Origin of the sequence: Mycobacterium sp. 852002-51613_SCH5001154 (assembly GCF_001667425.1) — a bacterium.
GTDB lineage: Bacteria > Actinomycetota > Actinomycetes > Mycobacteriales > Mycobacteriaceae > Mycobacterium.
Genome location: NZ_LZII01000058.1, coordinates 22,885 through 42,113 on the forward strand (window position 1 = coordinate 22,885; position 19,229 = coordinate 42,113).

General features: G+C 67.3%; 20 protein-coding genes and 1 pseudogene. 11 read left to right on the top strand and 10 right to left on the bottom strand.

Features of this window, described 5'->3' with window-relative positions; translation table 11 throughout:
• Positions 1-110: 110 nt before the first annotated feature.
• The 8 genes from A5750_RS16315 to A5750_RS16350 all read left to right on the top strand — a co-directional run bounded on the left by A5750_RS16315 (position 111) and on the right by A5750_RS16350 (position 8,961).
• Positions 111-1,532, top strand: coding sequence for a wax ester/triacylglycerol synthase family O-acyltransferase (locus A5750_RS16315; protein ID WP_066956225.1), 1,422 nt, complete (start codon positions 111-113; stop codon positions 1,530-1,532).
• Between the two features lie 41 nt (positions 1,533-1,573).
• Positions 1,574-2,440: a polyphosphate kinase 2 gene (gene ppk2, locus A5750_RS16320; RefSeq protein WP_066956222.1), complete on the top strand. Its 867-nt coding sequence runs from the start codon at positions 1,574-1,576 to the stop codon at positions 2,438-2,440.
• 33 nt (positions 2,441-2,473) lie between these two features.
• Positions 2,474-2,953: a hypothetical protein gene (locus A5750_RS16325; RefSeq protein ID WP_067264252.1), complete on the top strand. Its 480-nt coding sequence runs from the start codon at positions 2,474-2,476 to the stop codon at positions 2,951-2,953.
• Between the two features lie 95 nt (positions 2,954-3,048).
• Positions 3,049-4,245, top strand: coding sequence for a ferredoxin reductase (locus A5750_RS16330; RefSeq protein WP_369817369.1), 1,197 nt, complete (start codon positions 3,049-3,051; stop codon positions 4,243-4,245).
• 97 nt (positions 4,246-4,342) lie between these two features.
• The gene (locus tag A5750_RS16335; RefSeq protein ID WP_066956215.1) at positions 4,343-5,638 is read left to right on the top strand and encodes a fatty acid desaturase; all 1,296 of its coding nucleotides are present in this window, start codon (positions 4,343-4,345) and stop codon (positions 5,636-5,638) included.
• A 122-nt stretch (positions 5,639-5,760) separates the two neighbouring features.
• Positions 5,761-6,825, top strand: coding sequence for an AraC family transcriptional regulator (locus tag A5750_RS16340; RefSeq protein WP_082959134.1), 1,065 nt, complete (start codon positions 5,761-5,763; stop codon positions 6,823-6,825).
• Between the two features lie 75 nt (positions 6,826-6,900).
• The gene (locus A5750_RS16345; protein ID WP_067264255.1) at positions 6,901-8,391 is read left to right on the top strand and encodes an NAD(P)/FAD-dependent oxidoreductase; all 1,491 of its coding nucleotides are present in this window, start codon (positions 6,901-6,903) and stop codon (positions 8,389-8,391) included.
• 33 nt (positions 8,392-8,424) lie between these two features.
• Entirely contained in the window at positions 8,425-8,961 is a 537-nt protein-coding gene (locus tag A5750_RS16350) for a hypothetical protein (RefSeq protein ID WP_066956208.1), read from the top strand.
• Positions 8,962-8,989: 28 nt separating this feature from the next.
• On the opposite strand, the gene A5750_RS16355 is transcribed toward A5750_RS16350, so the two are convergent.
• Positions 8,990-9,490 (bottom strand): nitroreductase/quinone reductase family protein, encoded by a 501-nt coding sequence (locus A5750_RS16355; RefSeq protein WP_066956205.1) that lies wholly within the window; start codon positions 9,488-9,490, stop codon positions 8,990-8,992.
• A gap of 115 nt (positions 9,491-9,605) precedes the next feature.
• Positions 9,606-9,751 (bottom strand): annotated as a pseudogene (locus tag A5750_RS25890) (steroid 3-ketoacyl-CoA thiolase); the annotation flags it as partial.
• 50 nt (positions 9,752-9,801) lie between these two features.
• Here A5750_RS25890 and A5750_RS16360 point away from each other — a divergent pair.
• Positions 9,802-10,461, top strand: a complete 660-nt coding sequence (locus tag A5750_RS16360; protein ID WP_066956203.1) for a class I SAM-dependent methyltransferase — start codon at positions 9,802-9,804, stop codon at positions 10,459-10,461.
• A gap of 235 nt (positions 10,462-10,696) precedes the next feature.
• Here A5750_RS16360 and A5750_RS16365 read toward each other — a convergent pair whose 3' ends face one another.
• The 4 genes from A5750_RS16365 to A5750_RS16385 all read right to left on the bottom strand — a co-directional run bounded on the left by A5750_RS16365 (position 10,697) and on the right by A5750_RS16385 (position 14,776).
• A complete protein-coding gene (locus tag A5750_RS16365) occupies positions 10,697-11,647 on the bottom strand; it encodes a zinc-binding alcohol dehydrogenase family protein (protein ID WP_197505440.1) in 951 nt (316 codons plus the stop codon).
• A 313-nt stretch (positions 11,648-11,960) separates the two neighbouring features.
• Positions 11,961-12,452: a DUF302 domain-containing protein gene (locus A5750_RS16375; RefSeq protein WP_066956195.1), complete on the bottom strand. Its 492-nt coding sequence runs from the start codon at positions 12,450-12,452 to the stop codon at positions 11,961-11,963.
• 69 nt (positions 12,453-12,521) lie between these two features.
• Complete coding sequence (locus tag A5750_RS16380) at positions 12,522-13,604, bottom strand: NmrA family NAD(P)-binding protein (protein WP_066956192.1); 1,083 nt, start codon at positions 13,602-13,604, stop codon at positions 12,522-12,524.
• Complete coding sequence (locus A5750_RS16385) at positions 13,604-14,776, bottom strand: thiolase family protein (protein WP_066956189.1); 1,173 nt, start codon at positions 14,774-14,776, stop codon at positions 13,604-13,606. Before A5750_RS16385 ends, A5750_RS16380 begins: the two co-directional genes overlap by 1 nt.
• A 94-nt stretch (positions 14,777-14,870) precedes the next feature.
• On the opposite strand from A5750_RS16385, the gene A5750_RS16390 reads away from it, so the two are divergent.
• The gene (locus tag A5750_RS16390; RefSeq protein ID WP_066956186.1) at positions 14,871-15,344 is read left to right on the top strand and encodes a helix-turn-helix domain-containing protein; all 474 of its coding nucleotides are present in this window, start codon (positions 14,871-14,873) and stop codon (positions 15,342-15,344) included.
• Here A5750_RS16390 and rsgA read toward each other — a convergent pair.
• A complete protein-coding gene (gene rsgA, locus A5750_RS16395; RefSeq protein WP_066956183.1) occupies positions 15,331-16,311 on the bottom strand; it encodes a ribosome small subunit-dependent GTPase A in 981 nt (326 codons plus the stop codon). The genes A5750_RS16390 and rsgA overlap by 14 nt on opposite strands.
• The gene (gene aroA, locus A5750_RS16400; RefSeq protein WP_156659679.1) at positions 16,308-17,591 is read right to left on the bottom strand and encodes a 3-phosphoshikimate 1-carboxyvinyltransferase; all 1,284 of its coding nucleotides are present in this window, start codon (positions 17,589-17,591) and stop codon (positions 16,308-16,310) included. Before aroA ends, rsgA begins: the two co-directional genes overlap by 4 nt.
• A 44-nt stretch (positions 17,592-17,635) precedes the next feature.
• On the opposite strand from aroA, the gene A5750_RS16405 reads away from it, so the two are divergent.
• Positions 17,636-18,397 (top strand): SOS response-associated peptidase, encoded by a 762-nt coding sequence (locus A5750_RS16405; protein ID WP_066956178.1) that lies wholly within the window; start codon positions 17,636-17,638, stop codon positions 18,395-18,397.
• Here A5750_RS16405 and A5750_RS16410 read toward each other — a convergent pair.
• Positions 18,394-18,645 carry a hypothetical protein gene (locus A5750_RS16410; protein ID WP_066956297.1) on the bottom strand — a complete coding sequence of 84 codons (252 nt, stop codon included), beginning with the start codon at positions 18,643-18,645 and terminating at the stop codon, positions 18,394-18,396. The genes A5750_RS16405 and A5750_RS16410 overlap by 4 nt on opposite strands.
• A gap of 65 nt (positions 18,646-18,710) precedes the next feature.
• Positions 18,711-19,196, bottom strand: a complete 486-nt coding sequence (locus A5750_RS16415; protein ID WP_066956175.1) for an aminoacyl-tRNA deacylase — start codon at positions 19,194-19,196, stop codon at positions 18,711-18,713.
• Between the last annotated feature and the right edge of the window lie 33 nt (positions 19,197-19,229).

Below are 19,229 nucleotides of genomic sequence, written 5' to 3' on the forward strand. Positions count from 1 at the left end.
CTCGGGCCCGCGCGTACCCGCGCTCGGACGCTGCCCCGCCGGACGATTACCGTGGGCGCAACATCTCCTTCAGCAACAGGGCAATGATTCGGTGAGGAGGACTGCGCCCTATGGTGACCCGGCTGTCCCCATCGGACGCGGCGTTTTTTCGGCTGGAAAACACGGCCACCCCGATGTACGTCGGATCACTGTCGATCCTGCGCCGACCGCGCGCCGGATTGAGCTACGAGACGCTGCTGGCCACCATCGAGCGGCGGCTGCCGCAAATTCCGCGCTATCGGCAAAGGGTCCGGGAGGTGCGGGTGGGATCGGCCCGGCCCGTCTGGGTCGACGACGGCGACTTCGACATCACCTATCACGTCCGGCGCTCCGCCCTGCCCTCCCCGGGCAGCGACGAACAACTGCACGAGCTGATCGCCCGGCTGGCCGCCCGGCCGCTGGACAAGTCGCGGCCGCTGTGGGAGATGTATCTGGTCGAGGGCCTGTCCAAGAACCGCGTCGCCCTCTACACCAAGTCGCATCAAGCCCTCATCAACGGCATGACGGCGCTCGAGATCAACCACGTCATCGCCGATCGCACCAAGCGCCCGCCGTCCTTCCCCGAAGACATTTGGGTGCCGGAACGCGACCCGGGTGGCGCGCGGCTGATCTTCGGGGCCATCGGCGACTGGTTCGTGGGGCCGGGCACCCAGCTGCAGGCCGTCGGTTCGGCCATCGGCGGCCTGGCGACCAACCATGGCGAACTGCTCGCCGCCGGCCGCCGGGTCCTCGATTTCGCGCGCACCGTGGCGCGCGGCACCGCACCCAGCAGCCCGCTCAATGCCACCGTGTCGCGCCACCGGCGCTTCACGGTCGCATGCGGCAACCTCGACGACTACCGCACCGTGCGCGCCCGGTACGACTGCGACGTCAACGACGTGGTGCTCGCGGTGATCGCCGGCGCCCTGGGCAGCTGGCTGATGTCACGCGGGGTGGCTGTGTCGGCGACCGCGACGGTGCGGGCCATGGCGCCGCTGCCCATCTACGCCGACGGTCAGCTCGATGCGACCGGCCCCGGTCAGGCCATCAGCCAGGTGACGCCGTTTCTGGTCGACCTGCCGGTGGGGGAGCCGAACGCGGTGGTGCGGCTGTCGCAGATCGCGCATGCCACCGAATCGAACCCGACGGCCGCGCGCCTGGTGGACGCCAGGACCATCGTCACGCTGTCGGGATTTGCGCCACCCACGCTGCACGCCATGGGTATTCGGGTGGCCACCAGCTTCCCCAGCTTTTCCAGGCGGACGTTCAACCTGCTGATCACCAACGCGCCCGGGGCACAGTCGCAGATGTACATCGCCGGCACCAAGTTGCTGGAGACCTACGCCGTCCCACCGCTGTTGCACAACCAGGCGCTGGCCATCAGCGTGACGTCGTATAACGGCATGCTGTACTTCGGCATCAATGCCGACCGCGAAGCGATGAGCGACGTCGAGCTGCTGCCGGGCCTGTTGAACCAAGCGCTCGAGGAATTGCTGGAAGCTTCCCGCCCGTAGTCGGAGGTGAACCTTGCTGCCTGGAACTATCATCCGTTGATATGAGCATCGGGACCAAAGACGGCGAGTCTGCGAAGGCGCACACAAAGAAATCGGCTTCGCCGCCTGTGCGGAAGGTCCCCGACGAGGTATATCGAGCTGAATTGTTCCGCCTGCAAACCGAATTCGTCACGTTGCAGGAGTGGGTGCGGAACACCGGCGCCCGCGTAGTGGTCATCTTTGAAGGCCGCGACGGAGCGGGTAAGGGCGGAACCATCAAGCGGATCACCGAATACCTGAACCCACGGGCCGTCCGCATCGCGGCACTGCCCGCGCCGACGGAGCGGGAGCGCGGACAGTGGTACTACCAGCGCTATATCGCCCATTTGCCCGCCAAAGGGGAGATCGTGCTGTTCGATCGGTCGTGGTACAACCGCGCCGGTGTCGAGAAGGTGATGGGATTCTGCACGCCGCAGGAGTACGTGTTGTTCTTGCGGCAGACGCCCATCTTCGAGCAGTTGCTGATCGATGAGGGGATCCTGCTCCGCAAGTATTGGTTCTCGGTTTCCGAGGCCGAACAGCTGCGCCGGTTCAGGGCGCGGCTGAATGACCCTGTGCGGCAATGGAAACTGTCCACCATGGACCTGCAATCGGTCTACCGATGGGAAGAATATTCGCGGGCCAAGGACGAGATGATGGTGCACACCGATACCTCGTTCAGCCCTTGGTATGTGGTGGAATCGGATATCAAGAAGCACGCGCGGCTGAACATGATGGCCCATTTGTTGTCCACGATCGACTACCACGAAGTGGAGCGGCCGAAGATCAAACTGCCGAAACTTCCGCTCCCTGCCGTGAGTTACCGGCGCCCGCCGCGCGACCTGGCGACGTATGTCGACGACTACGTGGCCACGCTGATCGGGGACTGAGCCATCCAGGTCTACATTCCGGCCACGCTGGCCATGTTGCAGGGGCTCGTCGCCGACGGCTCGTTGCGGCCCGTCAACGGCACCGCGTTCGCCCTGACTCCGACGTTGCGCGAGGCGTACGCCGAGGGCGACGACGACGAACTCGCCGAGGTCGCCCTGCGCGAGGCGGCGCTAGCGTCGCTGCGGCTGCTGGCCGACACCGAACCCGAAGGGGTGGCCGGATCCCTGCCGCCGCGGCGCGCGGTGCTGGCCGCCGAGGTCGGCGACGTCAGCTTCCGTCCCGATCTCGACGACGCGGTGGTGAGACTCGCCGGGCCCGTCGCGCTGGAGGACGTGATCGCCGCGTACGTCGACAACGCGGATGCCGAGCCAGCCGTGAAGAAGGCGATTGAGGCCATCGACGCCGCCGACCTCGGCGACGAGGACGCCGAACTGATCGTCGGCGACGCGCAAGACCACGACTTGGCGTGGTACGCCAACCAGGAGCTGCCGTTCCTGCTCGAGCTGCTGTAGGGGCAAAGGGGATGTGATCGCGGCCACCGAGAGCTGGCTACGCAACCGTAGGTTACGGTACCGTAGGTTTCGTGAGGCCCACCGAATCGACCACAATGGTCAACACAAGCAAGACACCGCGTAGTGAGCAGGAGCCTCCCCTGGGCAGACGTAACCCATCGATCACGGGCAACGTCGTCGAGACCAAGCGGCCAGTCGTCGCGGGCGCCGACCGGCACCCCGGTTGGCACGCAGTGCGCAAGCTGGCCGCCCGCATCACGACGCCGCTGTTGCCCGACGACTACCTGCATCTGGCCAACCCGCTGTGGTCGGCGCGGGAAGTGCGGGGCCGCATCCTCGAGGTGCGCCGCGAGACGGAGGATTCCGCGACCCTGGTGATCAAGCCGGGGTGGGGCTTCAACTTCGACTACCAGCCGGGCCAGTACATCGGGATCGGCCTGCTGATGGACGGACGCTGGCGCTGGCGGTCGTATTCGCTCACGTCCAGCCCCGCCGCGACGTCCGGATCCGGCTCGGCACGCACGGTGACCATCACGGTGAAGGCGATGCCCGAAGGATTTCTGTCGTCGCACCTGGTGGCGGGTGTGGAGCGGGGGACCATCGTCCGGCTGGCCGCCCCGCAGGGCAACTTCGTGCTGCCCGACCCGGCGCCGTCATCGATCTTGTTCCTCACCGCCGGATCCGGAATCACGCCGGTGATGTCTATGCTGCGAACACTGTTGCGCCGCAACCAGATCGGCGATATCGCGCACGTCCATTCGGCACCCACCGAATCCGACGTGATGTTTCGGGCCGAGTTGGCCGCGCTGGCGGCCGACCATCCGGGCTATCGCCTACTACTGCGGGAGACCCGTACCCAGGGCCGTCTCGACCTCGCCCGGCTCGACCACGAGGTACCGGACTGGCGCGAACGACACACCTGGGCCTGCGGCCCGGAAGGCATGCTGACCCAGGCCGAAAAGATCTGGTCGGCGGCGGGCATCGGCGACCGGCTGCACCTCGAGCGGTTCGCGGTGTCCAAGGCCGCGCCGGCCGGTGCCGGTGGGACGGTCACCTTCGCCCGCAGCGATCGCGCCGTCGCCGCCGACGCTGCCACGTCGTTGATGGACGCGGGGGAGGGCGCGGGCGTGCAGATGCCGTTCGGCTGCCGAATGGGTATATGTCAGTCGTGCGTGGTTGGTCTGGTGGAGGGGCACGTCCGTGACCTGCGCACCGGCGCGGAGCACGATCCGGGCACCCGGATTCAGACCTGCATCTCGGCCGCTTCCGGCGACTGCGTGCTCGACATCTAAAGGCTACTCACTGGTAACCTACGGATTCGTAGGTTACGATAGCGTAGGTCTGGACCTGGTCTAGGACGGACAAAATCGACCGCAGGGAGAAGGAACGATGGCGATCACCGACATCGACGTATTCGCCCATCTGACGGACGCCGACATTGAAAACCTGGCCGTTGAGCTGGACGCGATCCGCCAGGACGTTGAAGACTCGCGCGGCGCGCGGGATGCCCGCTACATCCGGCGCACCATCGCGGCCCAGCGGGCGCTGGAGGTGTCCGGCCGGCTGCTGCTGGCCGCCGGTTCCCGCCGCTCGGCCTGGTGGGCGGGGACGGTAACGCTGGGCGTGGCCAAGATCATCGAGAACATGGAGATCGGCCACAACGTCATGCACGGCCAGTGGGACTGGATGAACGACCCGGAGATCCACTCCTCGACGTGGGAGTGGGACATGAGCGGGTCGTCGAAGCACTGGCGCTACACCCACAACTTCGTGCACCACAAGTACACGAACATCCTCGGGATGGACGACGACGTCGGCTACGGCCTGCTGCGCGTTACCCGCGACCAGCGCTGGAAGCGCTTCAACATGTTGAACCTGTTCTACAACACCATGCTTGCCCTCCTCTTCGAGTGGGGTGTCGGCCTGCAGCACGTGGAGCTCGGGAAGATCGCCAAGAAGCGGATGGATTCCGACGACGCGCGCCAGCGGGTGGACGAGTTCCTGGCCAAGGCGGGCCGCCAGGTGGTCAAGGACTATGTTGCGTTCCCGGCGCTGACCGCGCTGTCGCCCGGCGCGACGTACCGCTCCACGTTGAAGGCCAACGCGGTCGCCAACGTGATCCGCAACGTGTGGGCCAACGCCGTCATCTTCTGCGGCCATTTCCCCGACGGCGCAGAGAAATTCACCAAGACCGACATGATCGGCGAGACCAAGGGGCAGTGGTACCTGCGCCAGATGCTGGGCAGTGCCAACTTCGAGGCCGGGCCCGCGCTGCGGTTCATGAGCGGCAACCTGTGCCACCAGATCGAGCACCACCTGTTCCCGGACCTGCCGAGTAACCGGTACGCGGAGATCGCGGTGCGGGTGCGCGAGATCTGCGACAAGTACGACCTGCCCTACACCACCGGCTCGTTCCTCGTGCAGTACGGCAAGACCTGGCGCACGCTCGCCAAGCTTTCGCTGCCGGACTCCTACCTGCGCGATGACGCCGACAACGCTCCGGAAACCCGCAGCGAGCGCATGTTCGCCGAATTGGAGCCCGGTTTCGCGGGCATCGACCCGGAGACGGGCCGGCGGCGGGGGCTGAAGACCGCCATCGCGACCGTGCGTGGCTGGCGGCGCGCCAAGCGCGCGCAGCGGGATGCGCAGCGCGCGGTCGGCGGCGCGGACGACCTGGCGGCCTAGCGCTCTTCGCATCGAGCGTGTACTCAGGGCGAGATTTCGGGCTATCTTTCGCCGTAAGTGCACGTTCGGCGTTGGGGGCGATCTAACCGCCCGTCACACCGCCGTTCGCCATACTGGGACACGTGCAGGTGTTCGTCGGGTCGCAGGTTTCGCACTGGGATTTCCCGCGTAGCACGGCCAGCGTTGCGTTGATGACCGAGTTCGGTTGCGAGAACGGCCTTGCCGTGGCGGACCTGCTCGAGGGAACCGGTCTGTCGCAGGCCGACCTGCACGACCACAACCGGATGATCGTCGGGCGCCAGGAGCTGGCGGTCGTGACGAACCTGGTGAACCTGCTCGGGGACCCGGCCGACCTCGGCGTTCGGGTGGGCGCCGGCTATCACGTCGGATCGCTGGGCATCTTCGGATTCGCCTGCCTGACCAGTTCGACGCTGGGTGACGCCGTCCGGTTCGCGGCCCGGTTCTACGAGCTGAGCTACGGCTTCTGCCTGCCGACCGTCACCCTTGACGGGCCGGTGGTGGCGATGTGGCTCGACCTGCCCGACCTGACCGGTCCGGTGGCGGAGTTTTTGGTGCGGCGCGACCTGGCGGCCATCGCCCGGATCATGGCGGAGATGCTGGGCCGCCCCGTCCCATTCACCTCGATCGAGTTCGCGAGCCCGGCGCCGGCATCGGGAGACGCATTGGCCCGCAAGGTATTCGGCGTCACACCGCGTTACGACTCACCCGCCAACGTGGCGCGCTGGCCGGCCGCGTTGCTGGACAACCCGCTGCCCCGGGCCAGTGAGATAACGGTGGCCATGTGCGAGCAGCAGTGTCGAGCTTTGTTGGAACGCCGCCGGGAGCGCACCGGTGTCGCTCGGCTGGTGCGCGAGCGCCTGGCGTCGATCGACGGCGAACCCCACACGATCGCGGCCGTCGCCCGGCAACTGGCGATGAGCGAGCGGACGCTGCGGCGGCGCCTGGCGGAGGAGAACACGACCTTCCGCGATCTGGTCGAGGAGGTGCACCGGGTCCTCGCCGAGGAGCTGTTGGCAACCGGCGCACTGTCGGTTGAGGACGTCGCGCTGCGGCTGGGCTACGCCGAGGCGACGAGCTTCATCGCCGCGTTCAAGCGGTGGACGGGCACCACCCCCGCGCGCTATCAGCGGTCGGTGGCGCCGCGGGCCCGGCTCCAGGCCGTCTGATCGTGGCCGGAATCATGGATTTGCCGACCGCAATCGGCTGCCCGCAACCCGCAGCCCGCCCCTAGCGTTGGAGTCATGACTTCGACTCGTCCTCGCGTGCTGGTGATCGGCGCCGGATTCGGCGGCCTCGCCGCCGCCTACGAGCTGTCCAGGGATGGCCTCGCCGACGTGACGGTGCTGGAGAAGGCCGACGACATCGGCGGCGTCTGGCGGGAGAACACCTACCCGGGTGCCGCCTGCGACGTCCCGTCGAACCTGTACTCCTACTCCTTCGCCCGGAAGACCGACTGGGGCCGGCGATACGCCGAGCAGCCCGACATCCTCGGCTACATCCACGACACCGCCGACCGGTTCGGCCTTCGCGACGTGGTGCGCACCGGTGTGGAGGTCACCTCGGCCTGCTACGACGACGGCACCGCCACCTGGCGGGTGGAGACCTCGACGGGCGATGTGTTCGAGGCCGATGTGTTGGTGCCCGCGGTCGGGCAGCTGTCGCGGCCGGCGCTGCCGAACATCCCGGGACTCGACACGTTCGCGGGCCCCTCGTTCCATTCGGCGCAGTGGCGCCATGACGTCGACCTGGCCGGCAAGCGCGTCGCCGTCCTGGGCACCGGCGCGTCGGCGATCCAGTTCGTGCCGCGCGTTCGTGAGACCGCCAAGCATGTCACCGTCTTTCAGCGATCCGCCCCATATGTGCTGCCGAAGCCGGATCGTGCCTACACGCATGCCCATCAGGCCGCCTTCCGGACGGTGCCCGGGTTCGCGGCTGCGATGCGGAACCTGATTTGGGAGATCTCGGAATTCTTCGGCCTCGCGCTGACCAGGGTGGCTCCGCTCGCCCGGCTGATCGGCATCGCCGCGTCGGCAAACCTCAAGCGCCACATCAAAGATCCGGTCTTGCGGGCCAAGCTCACGCCCGACTACCCGATCGGCTGCAAGCGGGTGCTGTTCAGCAGTGACTGGTATCCGGCGCTGGCCAGTGCCAACGTCGACGTCGAGACCGAGGCGATCACCGAGGTGACACCCGCGGGTGTACGCACGGCCGACGGCCGGGTGCACGAGGTAGACGCCATCATCTACGGCACCGGGTTCAAGGCGACCGAATTCCTCGCGCCGATGACGATCACCGGCCGCGACGGGCGGGACCTGCAGTCCGAATGGGCGGAGGGAGCGCGGGCACATCTCGGCATGGCCGTGCCGGGTTTCCCTAACATGTTCCTGATCTACGGCCCCAACACCAATCTCGGCAGCAGCTCGATCATTTTGATGATGGAGCAGCAGGCCGGTTACATCCGCCAGATCGTCGAGGAGCTGGCCCGCGGGGGCGTGGCCCGCGCGTTCGAGGTGCGGCGCGCCGTGGAGCAGGTCTACGACGCGGAGGTCCAGGCCCGCCTGGACGCCGGCGTCTGGACTACCTGCGATTCCTGGTACCGCGTCGCCTCCGGTCGGGTCACCACCAACTGGCCGGGGCTGGTGCACGAATACCAGCACCGCACAACGGCAGTGGCCTTCGCGGACTACGACGTGGTCCTTCCCGACCGCGCGGCGAATAAGGTCGGCGCTTAACCCGGTCCGACGGCCGGGACTACGCTTGCAGACATGCTCGCAGCGTTTGGATTCGAAACCCTGGGCGTCGTCGTCGGGGACATGTTCTTCGTCGACCCGAACCCCAACAAAGGTCAAGAAACCCCGGAGCGGGGAGTCAGACTGGAGCTGCGCCTCGTCGACCGGGATGAGCCGCAGGGGTCGATCTACGCCGGTGTCCCGATCGGCTTCAACCGCCCGGTGTGGCGGGTGGACCTCTTCGGCTCCACCGAGAGCCCGCCCGGGACGCTGGACCGGGCGCATCACCATCCCCGGTTCGACGGGTGGGAACCCGGCCGGCGGCATTTCGTTCCCGAGCTGTCCGCCGATCCGGTTGCCTGGCTGGCCGATCAGCTGGCCGACCCGGCCGCGGTGCTGGCCCGGGCGGGCGTCGACCCCGACGAGATTCCCGAAGCCGACAAGGCCGGCCTGGCCGCGGCGGCCCCGGACATCGTCGCCGCGGTGAAGCGGATGCTCGACGGCGTGCGCGACGGCGACTTGGCCCCGGCGCCGCCCGAGCCGGTGGCCGCCGCCCGCACCGGCTGGCTCTGAGTTCTCGAGTTCGGTTGCCTAGCAAAGGCTACCGGGAGTCTTCCGCGGAAAAGACGTCGATCGCTCGCACGGGCGTCAACATCACCAGCGGGATCTGACGGCTGGTTGACTGCTGATAGGTGAGGTACGGCGGATACAGGTGAGACATGTACGCCCACACCTGATGGCGTTCCTCGGCTTCGGGCTCGCGCCAGGTGGCCTCGAATGCTTGGGTGGCGATCTGGACGCCGATCGTGTTGCTCTGCACGACATTTAGGTACCACTCCGGATGCGTGTCGGCGCCTCCCTTGGATGCGACGACTACGATCTCGCCGCCGACGTTGCCGTAGATCAACGGCCTGACATAGCTCTTGCCCGATCTGCGGCCCACACACCTGATCAAGCAATGGGTGGTCAGTACCCGGCCCCCGACCGCGCTCACGTCCATGATGTGCCCCCGCGCGCCACCGGAGGTCAGATACGTGTCGAGGTGCTCGGCGATCCAGTCGCTGCGTGCGGCTCGGATCGATGCGGCGTCGGCGTCGCTCATGGGTGACTCCTAACATAAACGGGGCGAAGGTCATTGGATCACACCGCTCCGTCGCTGGCTGTGCCAGGCGGATCATGCAACCGCGTCGAACCGGATCGCGGGCGGCGGTCTGGCCCAACCGCTCGATCATTGTCGCGCTGGGCACGCCGCCGCCCTCGCACACCGTTTGCAGCCCATACCGCCCGCCGCGCTGCTCGAGCGCGTTGACCGGTGCGGTCCTGATGCAGGCACCACAGCGCCGAGCGGGTGGCCGATCGCGATTCAGGACGTGAAACACTGCCAGAGCAACTCCGCGAGGCGGGAGGACGCCCATGGCGCTTACCCTGAAGCAGGCCCGTGCGGTCTACAACCGAATCGGACGCATCCAGGACTGGCAAGCCTTCTACGAGGACGCGACCACGGACCGTCTCGTGGCCAACGCAGCCCTGGCGGGAGGCCAGACGATTTTCGAGTTTGGTTGCGGCACAGGCCGGTTGGCCGCGCGTCTGCTGGAGACTCTGCCTGCAGGCGTCAACTACCTCGGGGTCGACATCAGCCCGGTCATGATCAACATAGCTACCGGTCGGCTCGCCGCCTGGTCCAAGCGGGCCAGCGCGGTGCTGGTCGACGGCTCACTGCCGCTACCCGCCGATGGCGGGTCCGCGGACCGTGTGCTGTCCACGTTCGTGTTCGACCTGCTGGCTGAAGACTATGCACGGGCAGTCCTGGACGATCTGCGGCGAATCCTCAAACCCGACGGCAGGCTCTGCCTTGCCAGCCTCAGCTACGGAGACCAGCTGCTTGAACGAGCCGTCTGCCGGGCCTGGACCGGCCTGTGGCGTCTTGCGCCACAGCTTGTGGGCGGGTGTCGCCCCATCACCGTGAGCGCCCTGCTGGATCACGACTGGCGGATTCAGCATCACTCACGGGTGCATCAGTGGGGGCTTGTCACCGAAGTCGTCATCGCAACTCCAAGCACATACCAACAGTGACGGCAACGGTGCGCTCTTCGACGGCGGCCCGCTTGCCGACATTCCCGTGGCATCGCGTCTGGAAGACGCAACATTCGGTCGCATCGTAACTATCAAGCGGCAGAAGGATGTATCCCCTTTACCTGCTCCCCATCTACGTCCTTGGCCCAGAAGAGTAAGACGGGGGCCGAACGCATCGTTTCCCACTGCCGTTAGTTATCGGGTTCGGTGAAGGCGAAGCCAACGTGATGGAGCCTCAGGACTTCACTTCGATCACCACTTTGCCCATCGGGCCGTCAGCCAGGCGTTCGAAGGCTTGCGGCAACTTCTCGAACGGAAACACACGGTCGACCAGTGGCCGAGCTCCGGAGCGGGCCAGGATGCCCAAGAGGTCGTGCCAGCCGGCGCGATGCTGCTCCGGTGTGTAATAGCTGAGAGCCATTGCGCCAATTCGCAGCCAGCGCGAAAACAGCGTGCCCGTGTAAAAGTTGGGCACCGGGCCGCCAAGTTCTCCCACCAGGCTGAGTCTTCCCGAATCGCCCATCGTGTCGATGACTTCAGGAAGCAGCGTGCCCCCGATCGTGTCGACTGCCAGGTTCACCCCGCCTCCATTCAGGGCATTTCTTACACCAGCTCGCCACTGCGGGTCCTCGGGGTTGAATGTGAACGTCGCTCCGAGTTCTTTGAGGCGTCGTTGCTTTTCCTCGCTGCGCGAAAGCGCTATGACCGTGTGGCCCATCGCCGCCGCCAGTTGCACAGCCGCAACTCCGACCCCGCCTGATGCGCCGGTGACCAGGACCACTGAGTTCGGCTTGAGCGGTTCCCACATGGTGAGCGCGCGGTACGCCGATAGATAAACGACGGCGGCCCCCGACGACTGCTCTTTGGTCCAACCCGCGGGGATCTCCGCTAAGTTAACCGCCGGTATCGACACTTGCTCGGCAAACATGCCCCAGCGAAGAAGTCCGACATCACTGCGCAGAAGAACGCGCTGGTCGCCCACCTGCACATCTTCGACGCCCTTACCAATTTTGATCACTTCCCCGACGCCGTCCCGCCCCAGCACGTGCGGCGCTGGGGGGTATACCGGATACGGGTATCGCCTCTCTGCCATCATCCGGTCGGCAGGATTCAAGCCCGCGTAGTGGACTTGCATCAGCACTTCACCTTCGTTCGGGACCGGATCAGGCACGTCAGCCAGGGTCAAATGATCTATCCCTGCATGTCCATCCCAGAGCCAAGCTTTCATAACTGCTTCTCCTCGCGCCTATTCGTGTAGCCCAGCAACCACGACCACTATGCGATCCAATGAGTCGAGTGCGGTATCTGTGCTGCGGGCGCCTCAGATGAGCGGATGCAACATGCCATGGCCGGTGCTTTCGCCACGGCAGCGTTTCGAACTCTTGGGCGTTCTTGCGGTGCCAGCGAAAGATTACTTACCGACTGGATCTCCCGACGTCAATCGTCTGCAGCGCCTCCACAGTATTTCCCGCAACGACGGCCGCGCTGAGCAAGTTGCGTCATGGGCCGCTGGTCACCTTTTCGGCGAGTGCCGCCAGCTTGGCGTCGAGTTCCTCCGCGGCGCTGAGCAATTCGGGGTTAGGCTCGACGAGCATCAGCGACGACGGCTTGACGTAGGTCAGGCTGCTGCCGGCGCCCTCGTCGGCGATCAGCAGCTCGACCGGGGCGAACAGGCCCGCCGTCACGTCGTGGCGCAGCATCGTGATCGCGATCAACGGGTTGCCTAGGATCACGCGCATCGCCTTGCGGTCGATGCCGGCCTTCGGGATCCACGCCCCGTGGTCGACCACGCCGAACAACATGAATCCGCTTGGCCCGACGTGCGGTTCGACGCGCCCACGGTACTCCTCAAAGCTGCCGGAGGTCGCCGCGATGTCGTTGATGGGGACGGGCCGCTCGCCGATGTCGGCCAGCAGCGCGGCGAGCAGCTCGTCGTAGCTCTTGGCGCTGTCGTAGCGCACCCGCACGCCGTCGAACCGGGTCTCGGTCATCGGACCGCCCCGAAAAGACCAGTTGAATTCGAAGAGTCCATGTCTCAGTGCACCTTTCAGACGCCGGGCCTACAATTTCCCTGTCCGTTGATCCTCACCAATCTTGAGGATCGGAGTCCGGTTCTCCGGTTGAACCCGCTCCCACAGGCCGCCCTTGCCCAGCGCCCGTCCCAGCTGGTCTTCTCTGCGCAACCACTCCTCGGCGGTCCTGATCCGGTTCGGGTGAATCTCGTCGAGCAGATGGTAATCGCGGTCGATGACCCCGTATTTCCACAGGTTCCAGAATCCCGTGAAGTTGTCGCGGATGTTCATGGTGCTCTTGTCGTTCGGGTCGGCGTTGTACCCAGCGGGCGCACCTGCGGCCCTGCTGAGGGGACCGGTTTTCCAGTACGTGTCGAGATCGGTGTCGATGTACCGCGCCGGATGCCCGGTGACCTTCTCGAACGCCGCGGCAAGATCCGCATAGGCGATGTGGCCGATGGCGACTTCGAGGTCCATGCCGTTCGCGCGCTCGGGATGGTCGAACAGCCAACGAACGTAGAATCCGCAATCTTCAAGGGATACATGGGGAACGGCGCCCGCACCGAGCGGAACCCGCCACGTCACGACACCGTCCTCGACGGTGGGCGTCATGGGTGTCCCGGGCGAGATCGCCATCTCGATGTATGGCCCCGTCGTGAAGACCGCCGCCCCCATCCGATCAGCGTTCACCCGGTTCTGGAACAAGATCCATTCGCCGACCCGCCCCTTGCCGTCATAGTGGCCGGTGCGGAATCGGGAATCGTAGCCCGACTTCTTGAGCCCGTAGTCGAGGTTCCCGTAGACGAAGAACTTGACGCCCTCTTCGAGGGCGATCTCGTAACTGCGGATCGCCCAGTAGATTTCGGTCTTCTCGCCGGTGTTGAATCCGTCGATGTTGACGAATGCTGCGTCGCAACCGCGGAAACCTTCGCGCAGGGTGGCCTCGTCGGCGAATGAGCCTTCCAGGACGGACACGTTGTCGAGGGCGAGCAGTTCCTTCGCGCGACGCGAAGCGGGGTCGCGGCTCAGAAATCGAACCGAGTATTTGTTGTCGGCGACCAGGGCACGGATGATGGGCATGCCCTGGGCGCCCGTTCCTCCTACGACGAAGACCTTCGAGACGGAGGACATTACAGCCGCTCGATGATCGTCGCGTTGGCCATACCGCCGCCCTCGCACATCGTCTGCAGCCCATACCGCCCGCCGCGCTGCTCGAGCGCGTTGACCAGTGTGGTCATGATGCGCGCGCCGCTGGCGCCCAGCGGGTGGCCGATCGCGATGGCGCCGCCGTTGACGTTGGTCTTGGCCAGATCGGCGCCGGTGTCGTGCGCCCACGCGAGCACGACGGGAGCAAACGCCTCGTTAACCTCGAACAGGTCGATGTCGGCCAGCGTCAACCCTGCCCGGTGGAGCACCTTTTCGGTCGCCGGGATGACCCCGGTCAGCATGTAGAGCGGGTCGGAGCCCACCACGGTGGTGGTGTGGATGCGGGCCAGCGGCCGCAGGCCGAGCTTCTTCGCAACGTCGCTGGTGGTGATCATGACCGCGGCGCTGCCGTCGGAGAGCGGCGAGGAGTTGCCGGCGGTGATCTCCCAATTGATCTGCGGGAAACGGGCTTTCATCGCCTCGCTGTAGAACGCGGGCCGCAGGCCGGCGAGAGTTTCGACCGTCGTGCCGGGCCGGATGAATTCGTCGGTGGCCAGGCCGGCGATCGGGATCAGCTCGTTGTCGAACAGGCCGTCCTTGGTGGCGCGGGCGGCCTTGTCGTGGCTGCCTGCGGAGAACTCGTCGAGCTGGGTCCGCGAGAAGCCCCACCGCGCGGCGATGAGTTCGGCGCTGATGCCCTGCGGCACCAGGCCGTCGGGGTAGCGCCGGGTCATGTCGTCGCCGAAGGGATTGCTGCCCGGCAGCACCGAGGTGCCCATCGGGACGCGGCCCATGGATTCCACGCCGGCGGCGACGACGATGTCGTAGGCGCCGGAAAGCACGCCCTGGGCGGCGAAGCTGATGGCCTGCTGGCTGCTACCGCACTGCCGGTCGATCGTGACGCCGGGAACCGACTCCGGAAATCCGGCGCCCAGCAACGCGTTTCGGGCGATGTTGACCGCCTGGTCACCGACCTGGGCGACGGCACCCGCGATGACGTCGTCGATCTGCGCGGGGTCCACACCGGTGCGCGCCACCACTTCACGCAGGCTGTGCGCGAGCAGGTCGGCGGGCAGCACATCGTGCAGCGCCCCGCTGGGCTTGCCCTTGCCGATCGGGGTGCGGACGGCTCCGACGATCACGGCGTCGCGGTTCATGGCTCCTCCTTGAGTCCCAGCATCTAGGTATAGATGGCTGTACCCAGGTAAACATCTAGGTACACTAAAAGCAACCCAGCTTGGGAGGTGATTTATGACACTGCTGCAGGGACCACTGGCCGACCGCGATGCCTGGTCGGCCGTGGGCGAGTGCGCGATCGAGAAGACGATGGGGCTGGTGGGCACCAAATCCGCGATGCTCATCATGCGCGAGGCGTACTACGGCACGACGCGCTTCGATGACTTCGCCCGCCGGGTGGGCATCACCAAGGCCGCCACCTCGGCGCGGCTGTCCGAGCTGGTCGAACTGGGGCTGCTGAAGCGTCAGCCGTACCACGAGCCCGGGCAGCGGCGTCGGGAAGAGTATGTGCTCACCGAGGCCGGCATCGACTTCATGCCCGTGGTCTGGGCGATGTTCGAGTGGGGCAGGCGCCATTTGCCGGGGCGCAATCGCCTCCGGCTCACCCATCTCGGCTGTGGCGCCGAGGCAAGCGTCGAAATCCGTTGCTCTGAAGGGCATAAGGTGGCGCCCGACGAACTCGGCATGCGGCTGGCTAAGTCTGGTTGAGCGCTTTCAGCAGCCGCCGGGCCGCGGCCACCCGGCTGGCGGCGGGGCCGGACAGGGTGTCGAGCGCGCATTCCGGGTCGGCCGGCGGCCCCATGTGCCCGCAGCCGCGCGGGCAGTCCTCGATCGCACCGGCCAGATCCGAGAAGGCCATCAGTACGTCGTCGGGCTCGATGTGCGCCAGCCCGAACGAGCGGATCCCCGGGGTGTCGATCACCCAGCCGGAGGTCGCCAGGGGCAGCGCGACCGACTGGGTGGAGGTGTGCCGCCCGCGACCGATGTCGGTGACCTCGCCGACGGCCCGTTCCGCCTCGGGCACAAGGCGATTCACCAACGTGGACTTGCCGACGCCGGAATGCCCCAGCAGCACCGTGATCTTGCCGGCCAGCAGGTCGGCCACCGCGAGCAGCGGATCGTCGCGGCCGGCAACCACCACCGTCAAGTCCAGGTCCACGAAATGCGAGGCGAACGGCTCCGGCGGGGCGAGGTCGGTCTTGGTCAGGCACAGAATCGGCTTCAACCCGCCGGCAAAGGCCGCGATGAGCGTTCGGTCGACCAGGCCGGTGCGCGGCGGCGGGTCGGCCAGCGCCACCACGATCAGCAGCTGGTCGGCGTTGGCGACCACCACGCGTTCGGTCGGATCGGTGTCATCGGCCGTGCGCCGCAACACCGTTCGCCGTTCCCCGCGCCGCACGATGCGTGCCAGCGTGTCCAGCCGCCCGGACAGGTCGCCGACCACGTCGACGTCGTCACCGACGACGATTGGGGTGCGGCCCAGTTCGCGGGCCCGCATCGCCGTGACCCGGCGATCGGGGTCCCCGCCGAGCACGCATCCCCAGCGGCCGCGGTCGACGCTGACCACCATCGCGGCCTCGGCGTCGGCGTGCTCGGGACGGGTCTTGGTGCGCGGTCGCGAGCCCCTACCGGAGCGGACCTTTACGTCGGACTCGTCGTAATCGCCGGGCCTCAAATATCGGACCCCAGCATGTGCGCCCAAAGCTGCGGAAACTCCGGCAGCGTCTTGGACGTCGACCCGATATCGTCCACCTCGACCCCGGCCACCCGCAGGCCGACGATCGCGCCCGCCATCGCCATCCGGTGGTCGGCGTAGGCGCGCCAGACGTCCGCGCGCAGCGGTGTCGCGGTGATCACCAGGCCGTCGGGGGTTTCGGCGCAGTCGCCGCCCAGGCGATTGATCTCGGCGCTCAGAGCGGCGAGCCGATCGGTCTCGTGACCGCGCAGGTGGCCGATGCCAGAGAGGCGGGACACCGATCCCGGCTTGGCCAGCGCGGCCAGCGCCGCCACCGCCGGGGCCAGCTCGCCGACCGCGCGCAGGTCGACATCGAAACCGGGGTAGTCGGCGGACCCCTGTACCTCGAGGAACGAATCCCCCTGGGTGACAACGGCGTTCAGCTTGCCCAACACGGTCAGGATCTGGTCGGCGGGCTGCACGCTGGCCGCGGGCCAGCCGGTGACGCGCACGGTCCCGCCGCTGACCACGGCCGCCGCCAGGAACGGAACGGCGTTCGTCAGGTCGGGTTCCACCTCCCAGTGCCGGGCCGCGACCGGGCCGGGGCGCACCCGCCAGCGGTTGGGCACCGAGTCGTCGACGTCGACCCCGGCCTGCCGCAGCATCACCACGGTCATCGCGATGTGTGGCGCCGACGGCAGCGTCGCGCCGGTGTGCTGCACGGTAAGTCCCTCGGTGAACGACGCCGCACACAGCAGCAGCCCCGACACGAACTGCGACGACGCCGATGCGTCGATGGCCACGGTGCCCCCGGCGACCGATCCGCTGCCGTGCACCCGGAAGGGCAGACCCGCGCCCTCGATCGGCACGCCCAGGCCGCGCAGGGCGTCGAGCAGCGGCGCGATGGGCCGCACCCGGGCCTGCTCGTCCCCGTCGAACTCGACGACCGCCTCGGCCAGCGCCGCCAGCGGCGGGACGAACCGCAGGACCGTACCGGCCAGCCCGCAATCCACACGCGCGTCGGGCCCGGGAGCGATCCGCCCGGCGACCGTCAGCTCGGAACCATCGCCCTCGACGCGCAGGCCCAGAGCGCGCAGCGCACCGATCATCAAATCGGTGTCTCGGCTGCGCAGCGCGCCGCTGATGGTCGGCGTGCCGTGGCCTTGCGCGGCCGCCAGCGCCGCCAGCACCAGCGCCCGATTGGTCTGCGACTTCGAGCCCGGAACGGTCACGGTCGCGTGCACCGGTTTCGGCGCGCTGGGGGCCGTCCACATACTCACCGGTCCATCATGGCGTGTCACCGGCTTCTGCCACCATGGAAGGTATGTGTGGACGGTTCGCGGTCACCACCGATCCGGCGCTGCTGGCCCAGAAGATCAAGGCGATCGACGAGGCCACCGGCGCGGCCGAAAGTGCCGGGGCGCCCAACTACAACGTGGCCCCCACCTCGACCATCGCGACCGTCGTGAGCCGGCACACCGACCCCGACGACCAGCCCACCCGCCGGGTGCGGCTGATGCGCTGGGGCCTGGTGCCCCCGTGGGCCAAAGCCGGTTCCGACGGTGCGCCCGAGACCAAGGGCCCGATGCTGATCAACGCCCGCGCGGACAAGGTGACCACGTCGCCCGCCTTCCGGTCGAGCGCCAAGTCGAAGCGGTGCCTGATCCCGATGGACGGCTACTACGAATGGCGCGTCAACGACGCCGTCGCGGGCAAGAAGTCGCGCAAGACACCGTTCTTCATGTACCGCGAGGATGGCGAGCCGCTGTTCATGGCCGGGCTGTGGTCGGTCTGGAAACCCGCCAAGGACGCTCAGCCGCTGCTGAGTTGCACGATCATCACCACCGACGCGCCCGGCGAGCTGGCCGAGATCCACGACCGGATGCCGCTGGTGGTCCCGGAGCGGGAGTGGGACCGCTGGCTGGACCCGGACGCCCCGGTCGACGAAAAGCTGCTGGCCCACTCGCCCGACGTGCGCGGCATCCGCATGCGCGAGGTGTCGACGCTGGTCAACAACGTCCGCAACAACGGGCCCCAGCTACTCGAGCCGGCCGGCCCGGAGCCCGAGCAGGCGACCCTGCTTTAGTTGCTGAGAACCAGCTTCCAGTTGCCGTTGACGTTGCGATCCGGCACACACCAGAAGTTGTTCCAGTTTCCCGGGGTGCTGGCCTTCACGCCGGGCCCGGCGTCCTGACAGGCCGCCCGCGTCGGGTAGTTGCCCTCGGTTTGAATCGTGTCGGCGTTGCCGGTGCCCACACCGATCGTCATCAGCCCGGAGAAAGCCAGCACACCGGCGGCGACAATCGTCGCGCCGCGGGATCGCTTCGTCGTCATGGCGCGAGCGTAACGCCGCGGACAGCATTCGGCCCGGTTTTCGCCGTGGCGCTGCGCCCGCACGGCTACGCGCGGATCCGGGCGGTGACCGCCCCCGTCAACCGGATCAGGTCCCGCGGTGAAACCCCGACGTCCCAGCCGCGCCGGCCGGCGCTGCAGTACACCCGATCCCAGGCCAGGGCGCCCGCGTCCACGACGGTCGGCAGGGCCTTGCGTTGCCCGAACGGCGACACGGCGCCGACGACGTAGCCGGTGGCGCGTTCGGCGGCGGCGGGCTCGGCCATGCCGGCCCGGGCCACCCCCAGCGCCGCGGCGGCCGCCTTCAGCGAGAGCCGGTCCGGCACCGGCAGTATCGCGACCGCGAGCCCGTCCGGCACCGCGACGACCAGGGTCTTGTAGATCTGCTCGGGCGCGATGCCGCGCTCCGTCAGCGCGTGCACCGCTTCGACGCCGAACGAGCGTTCCCGCCGATCGTGGTCGAAAGTGATGACCTCATGCGGCACACCGGCTTTCGTCAATGCGGCCAGCGCGGGCGTGGCGGCGCGAGCCACCGGCTTCTTCAATGGTCGTGACCCGCGGCGCCC

What these genes read in the sequence shown, in the direction of transcription:
- A5750_RS16315 (WP_066956225.1), top strand. Translation starts at nt 111, where the DNA reads ATGGTGACCCGGCTGTCCCCATCGGACGCGGCGTTTTTTCGGCTGGAA.
- ppk2 (WP_066956222.1), top strand. Translation starts at nt 1,574, where the DNA reads ATGAGCATCGGGACCAAAGACGGCGAGTCTGCGAAGGCGCACACAAAG.
- A5750_RS16325 (WP_067264252.1), top strand. Translation starts at nt 2,474, where the DNA reads ATGTTGCAGGGGCTCGTCGCCGACGGCTCGTTGCGGCCCGTCAACGGC.
- A5750_RS16330 (WP_369817369.1), top strand. Translation starts at nt 3,049, where the DNA reads ATGGTCAACACAAGCAAGACACCGCGTAGTGAGCAGGAGCCTCCCCTG.
- A5750_RS16335 (WP_066956215.1), top strand. Translation starts at nt 4,343, where the DNA reads ATGGCGATCACCGACATCGACGTATTCGCCCATCTGACGGACGCCGAC.
- A5750_RS16345 (WP_067264255.1), top strand. Translation starts at nt 6,901, where the DNA reads ATGACTTCGACTCGTCCTCGCGTGCTGGTGATCGGCGCCGGATTCGGC.
- A5750_RS16350 (WP_066956208.1), top strand. Translation starts at nt 8,425, where the DNA reads ATGCTCGCAGCGTTTGGATTCGAAACCCTGGGCGTCGTCGTCGGGGAC.
- A5750_RS16355 (WP_066956205.1), bottom strand. Translation starts at nt 9,490, where the DNA reads ATGAGCGACGCCGACGCCGCATCGATCCGAGCCGCACGCAGCGACTGG.
- A5750_RS16360 (WP_066956203.1), top strand. Translation starts at nt 9,802, where the DNA reads ATGGCGCTTACCCTGAAGCAGGCCCGTGCGGTCTACAACCGAATCGGA.
- A5750_RS16375 (WP_066956195.1), bottom strand. Translation starts at nt 12,452, where the DNA reads ATGACCGAGACCCGGTTCGACGGCGTGCGGGTGCGCTACGACAGCGCC.
- A5750_RS16380 (WP_066956192.1), bottom strand. Translation starts at nt 13,604, where the DNA reads ATGTCCTCCGTCTCGAAGGTCTTCGTCGTAGGAGGAACGGGCGCCCAG.
- A5750_RS16385 (WP_066956189.1), bottom strand. Translation starts at nt 14,776, where the DNA reads ATGAACCGCGACGCCGTGATCGTCGGAGCCGTCCGCACCCCGATCGGC.
- A5750_RS16390 (WP_066956186.1), top strand. Translation starts at nt 14,871, where the DNA reads ATGACACTGCTGCAGGGACCACTGGCCGACCGCGATGCCTGGTCGGCC.
- A5750_RS16405 (WP_066956178.1), top strand. Translation starts at nt 17,636, where the DNA reads ATGTGTGGACGGTTCGCGGTCACCACCGATCCGGCGCTGCTGGCCCAG.
- A5750_RS16410 (WP_066956297.1), bottom strand. Translation starts at nt 18,645, where the DNA reads ATGACGACGAAGCGATCCCGCGGCGCGACGATTGTCGCCGCCGGTGTG.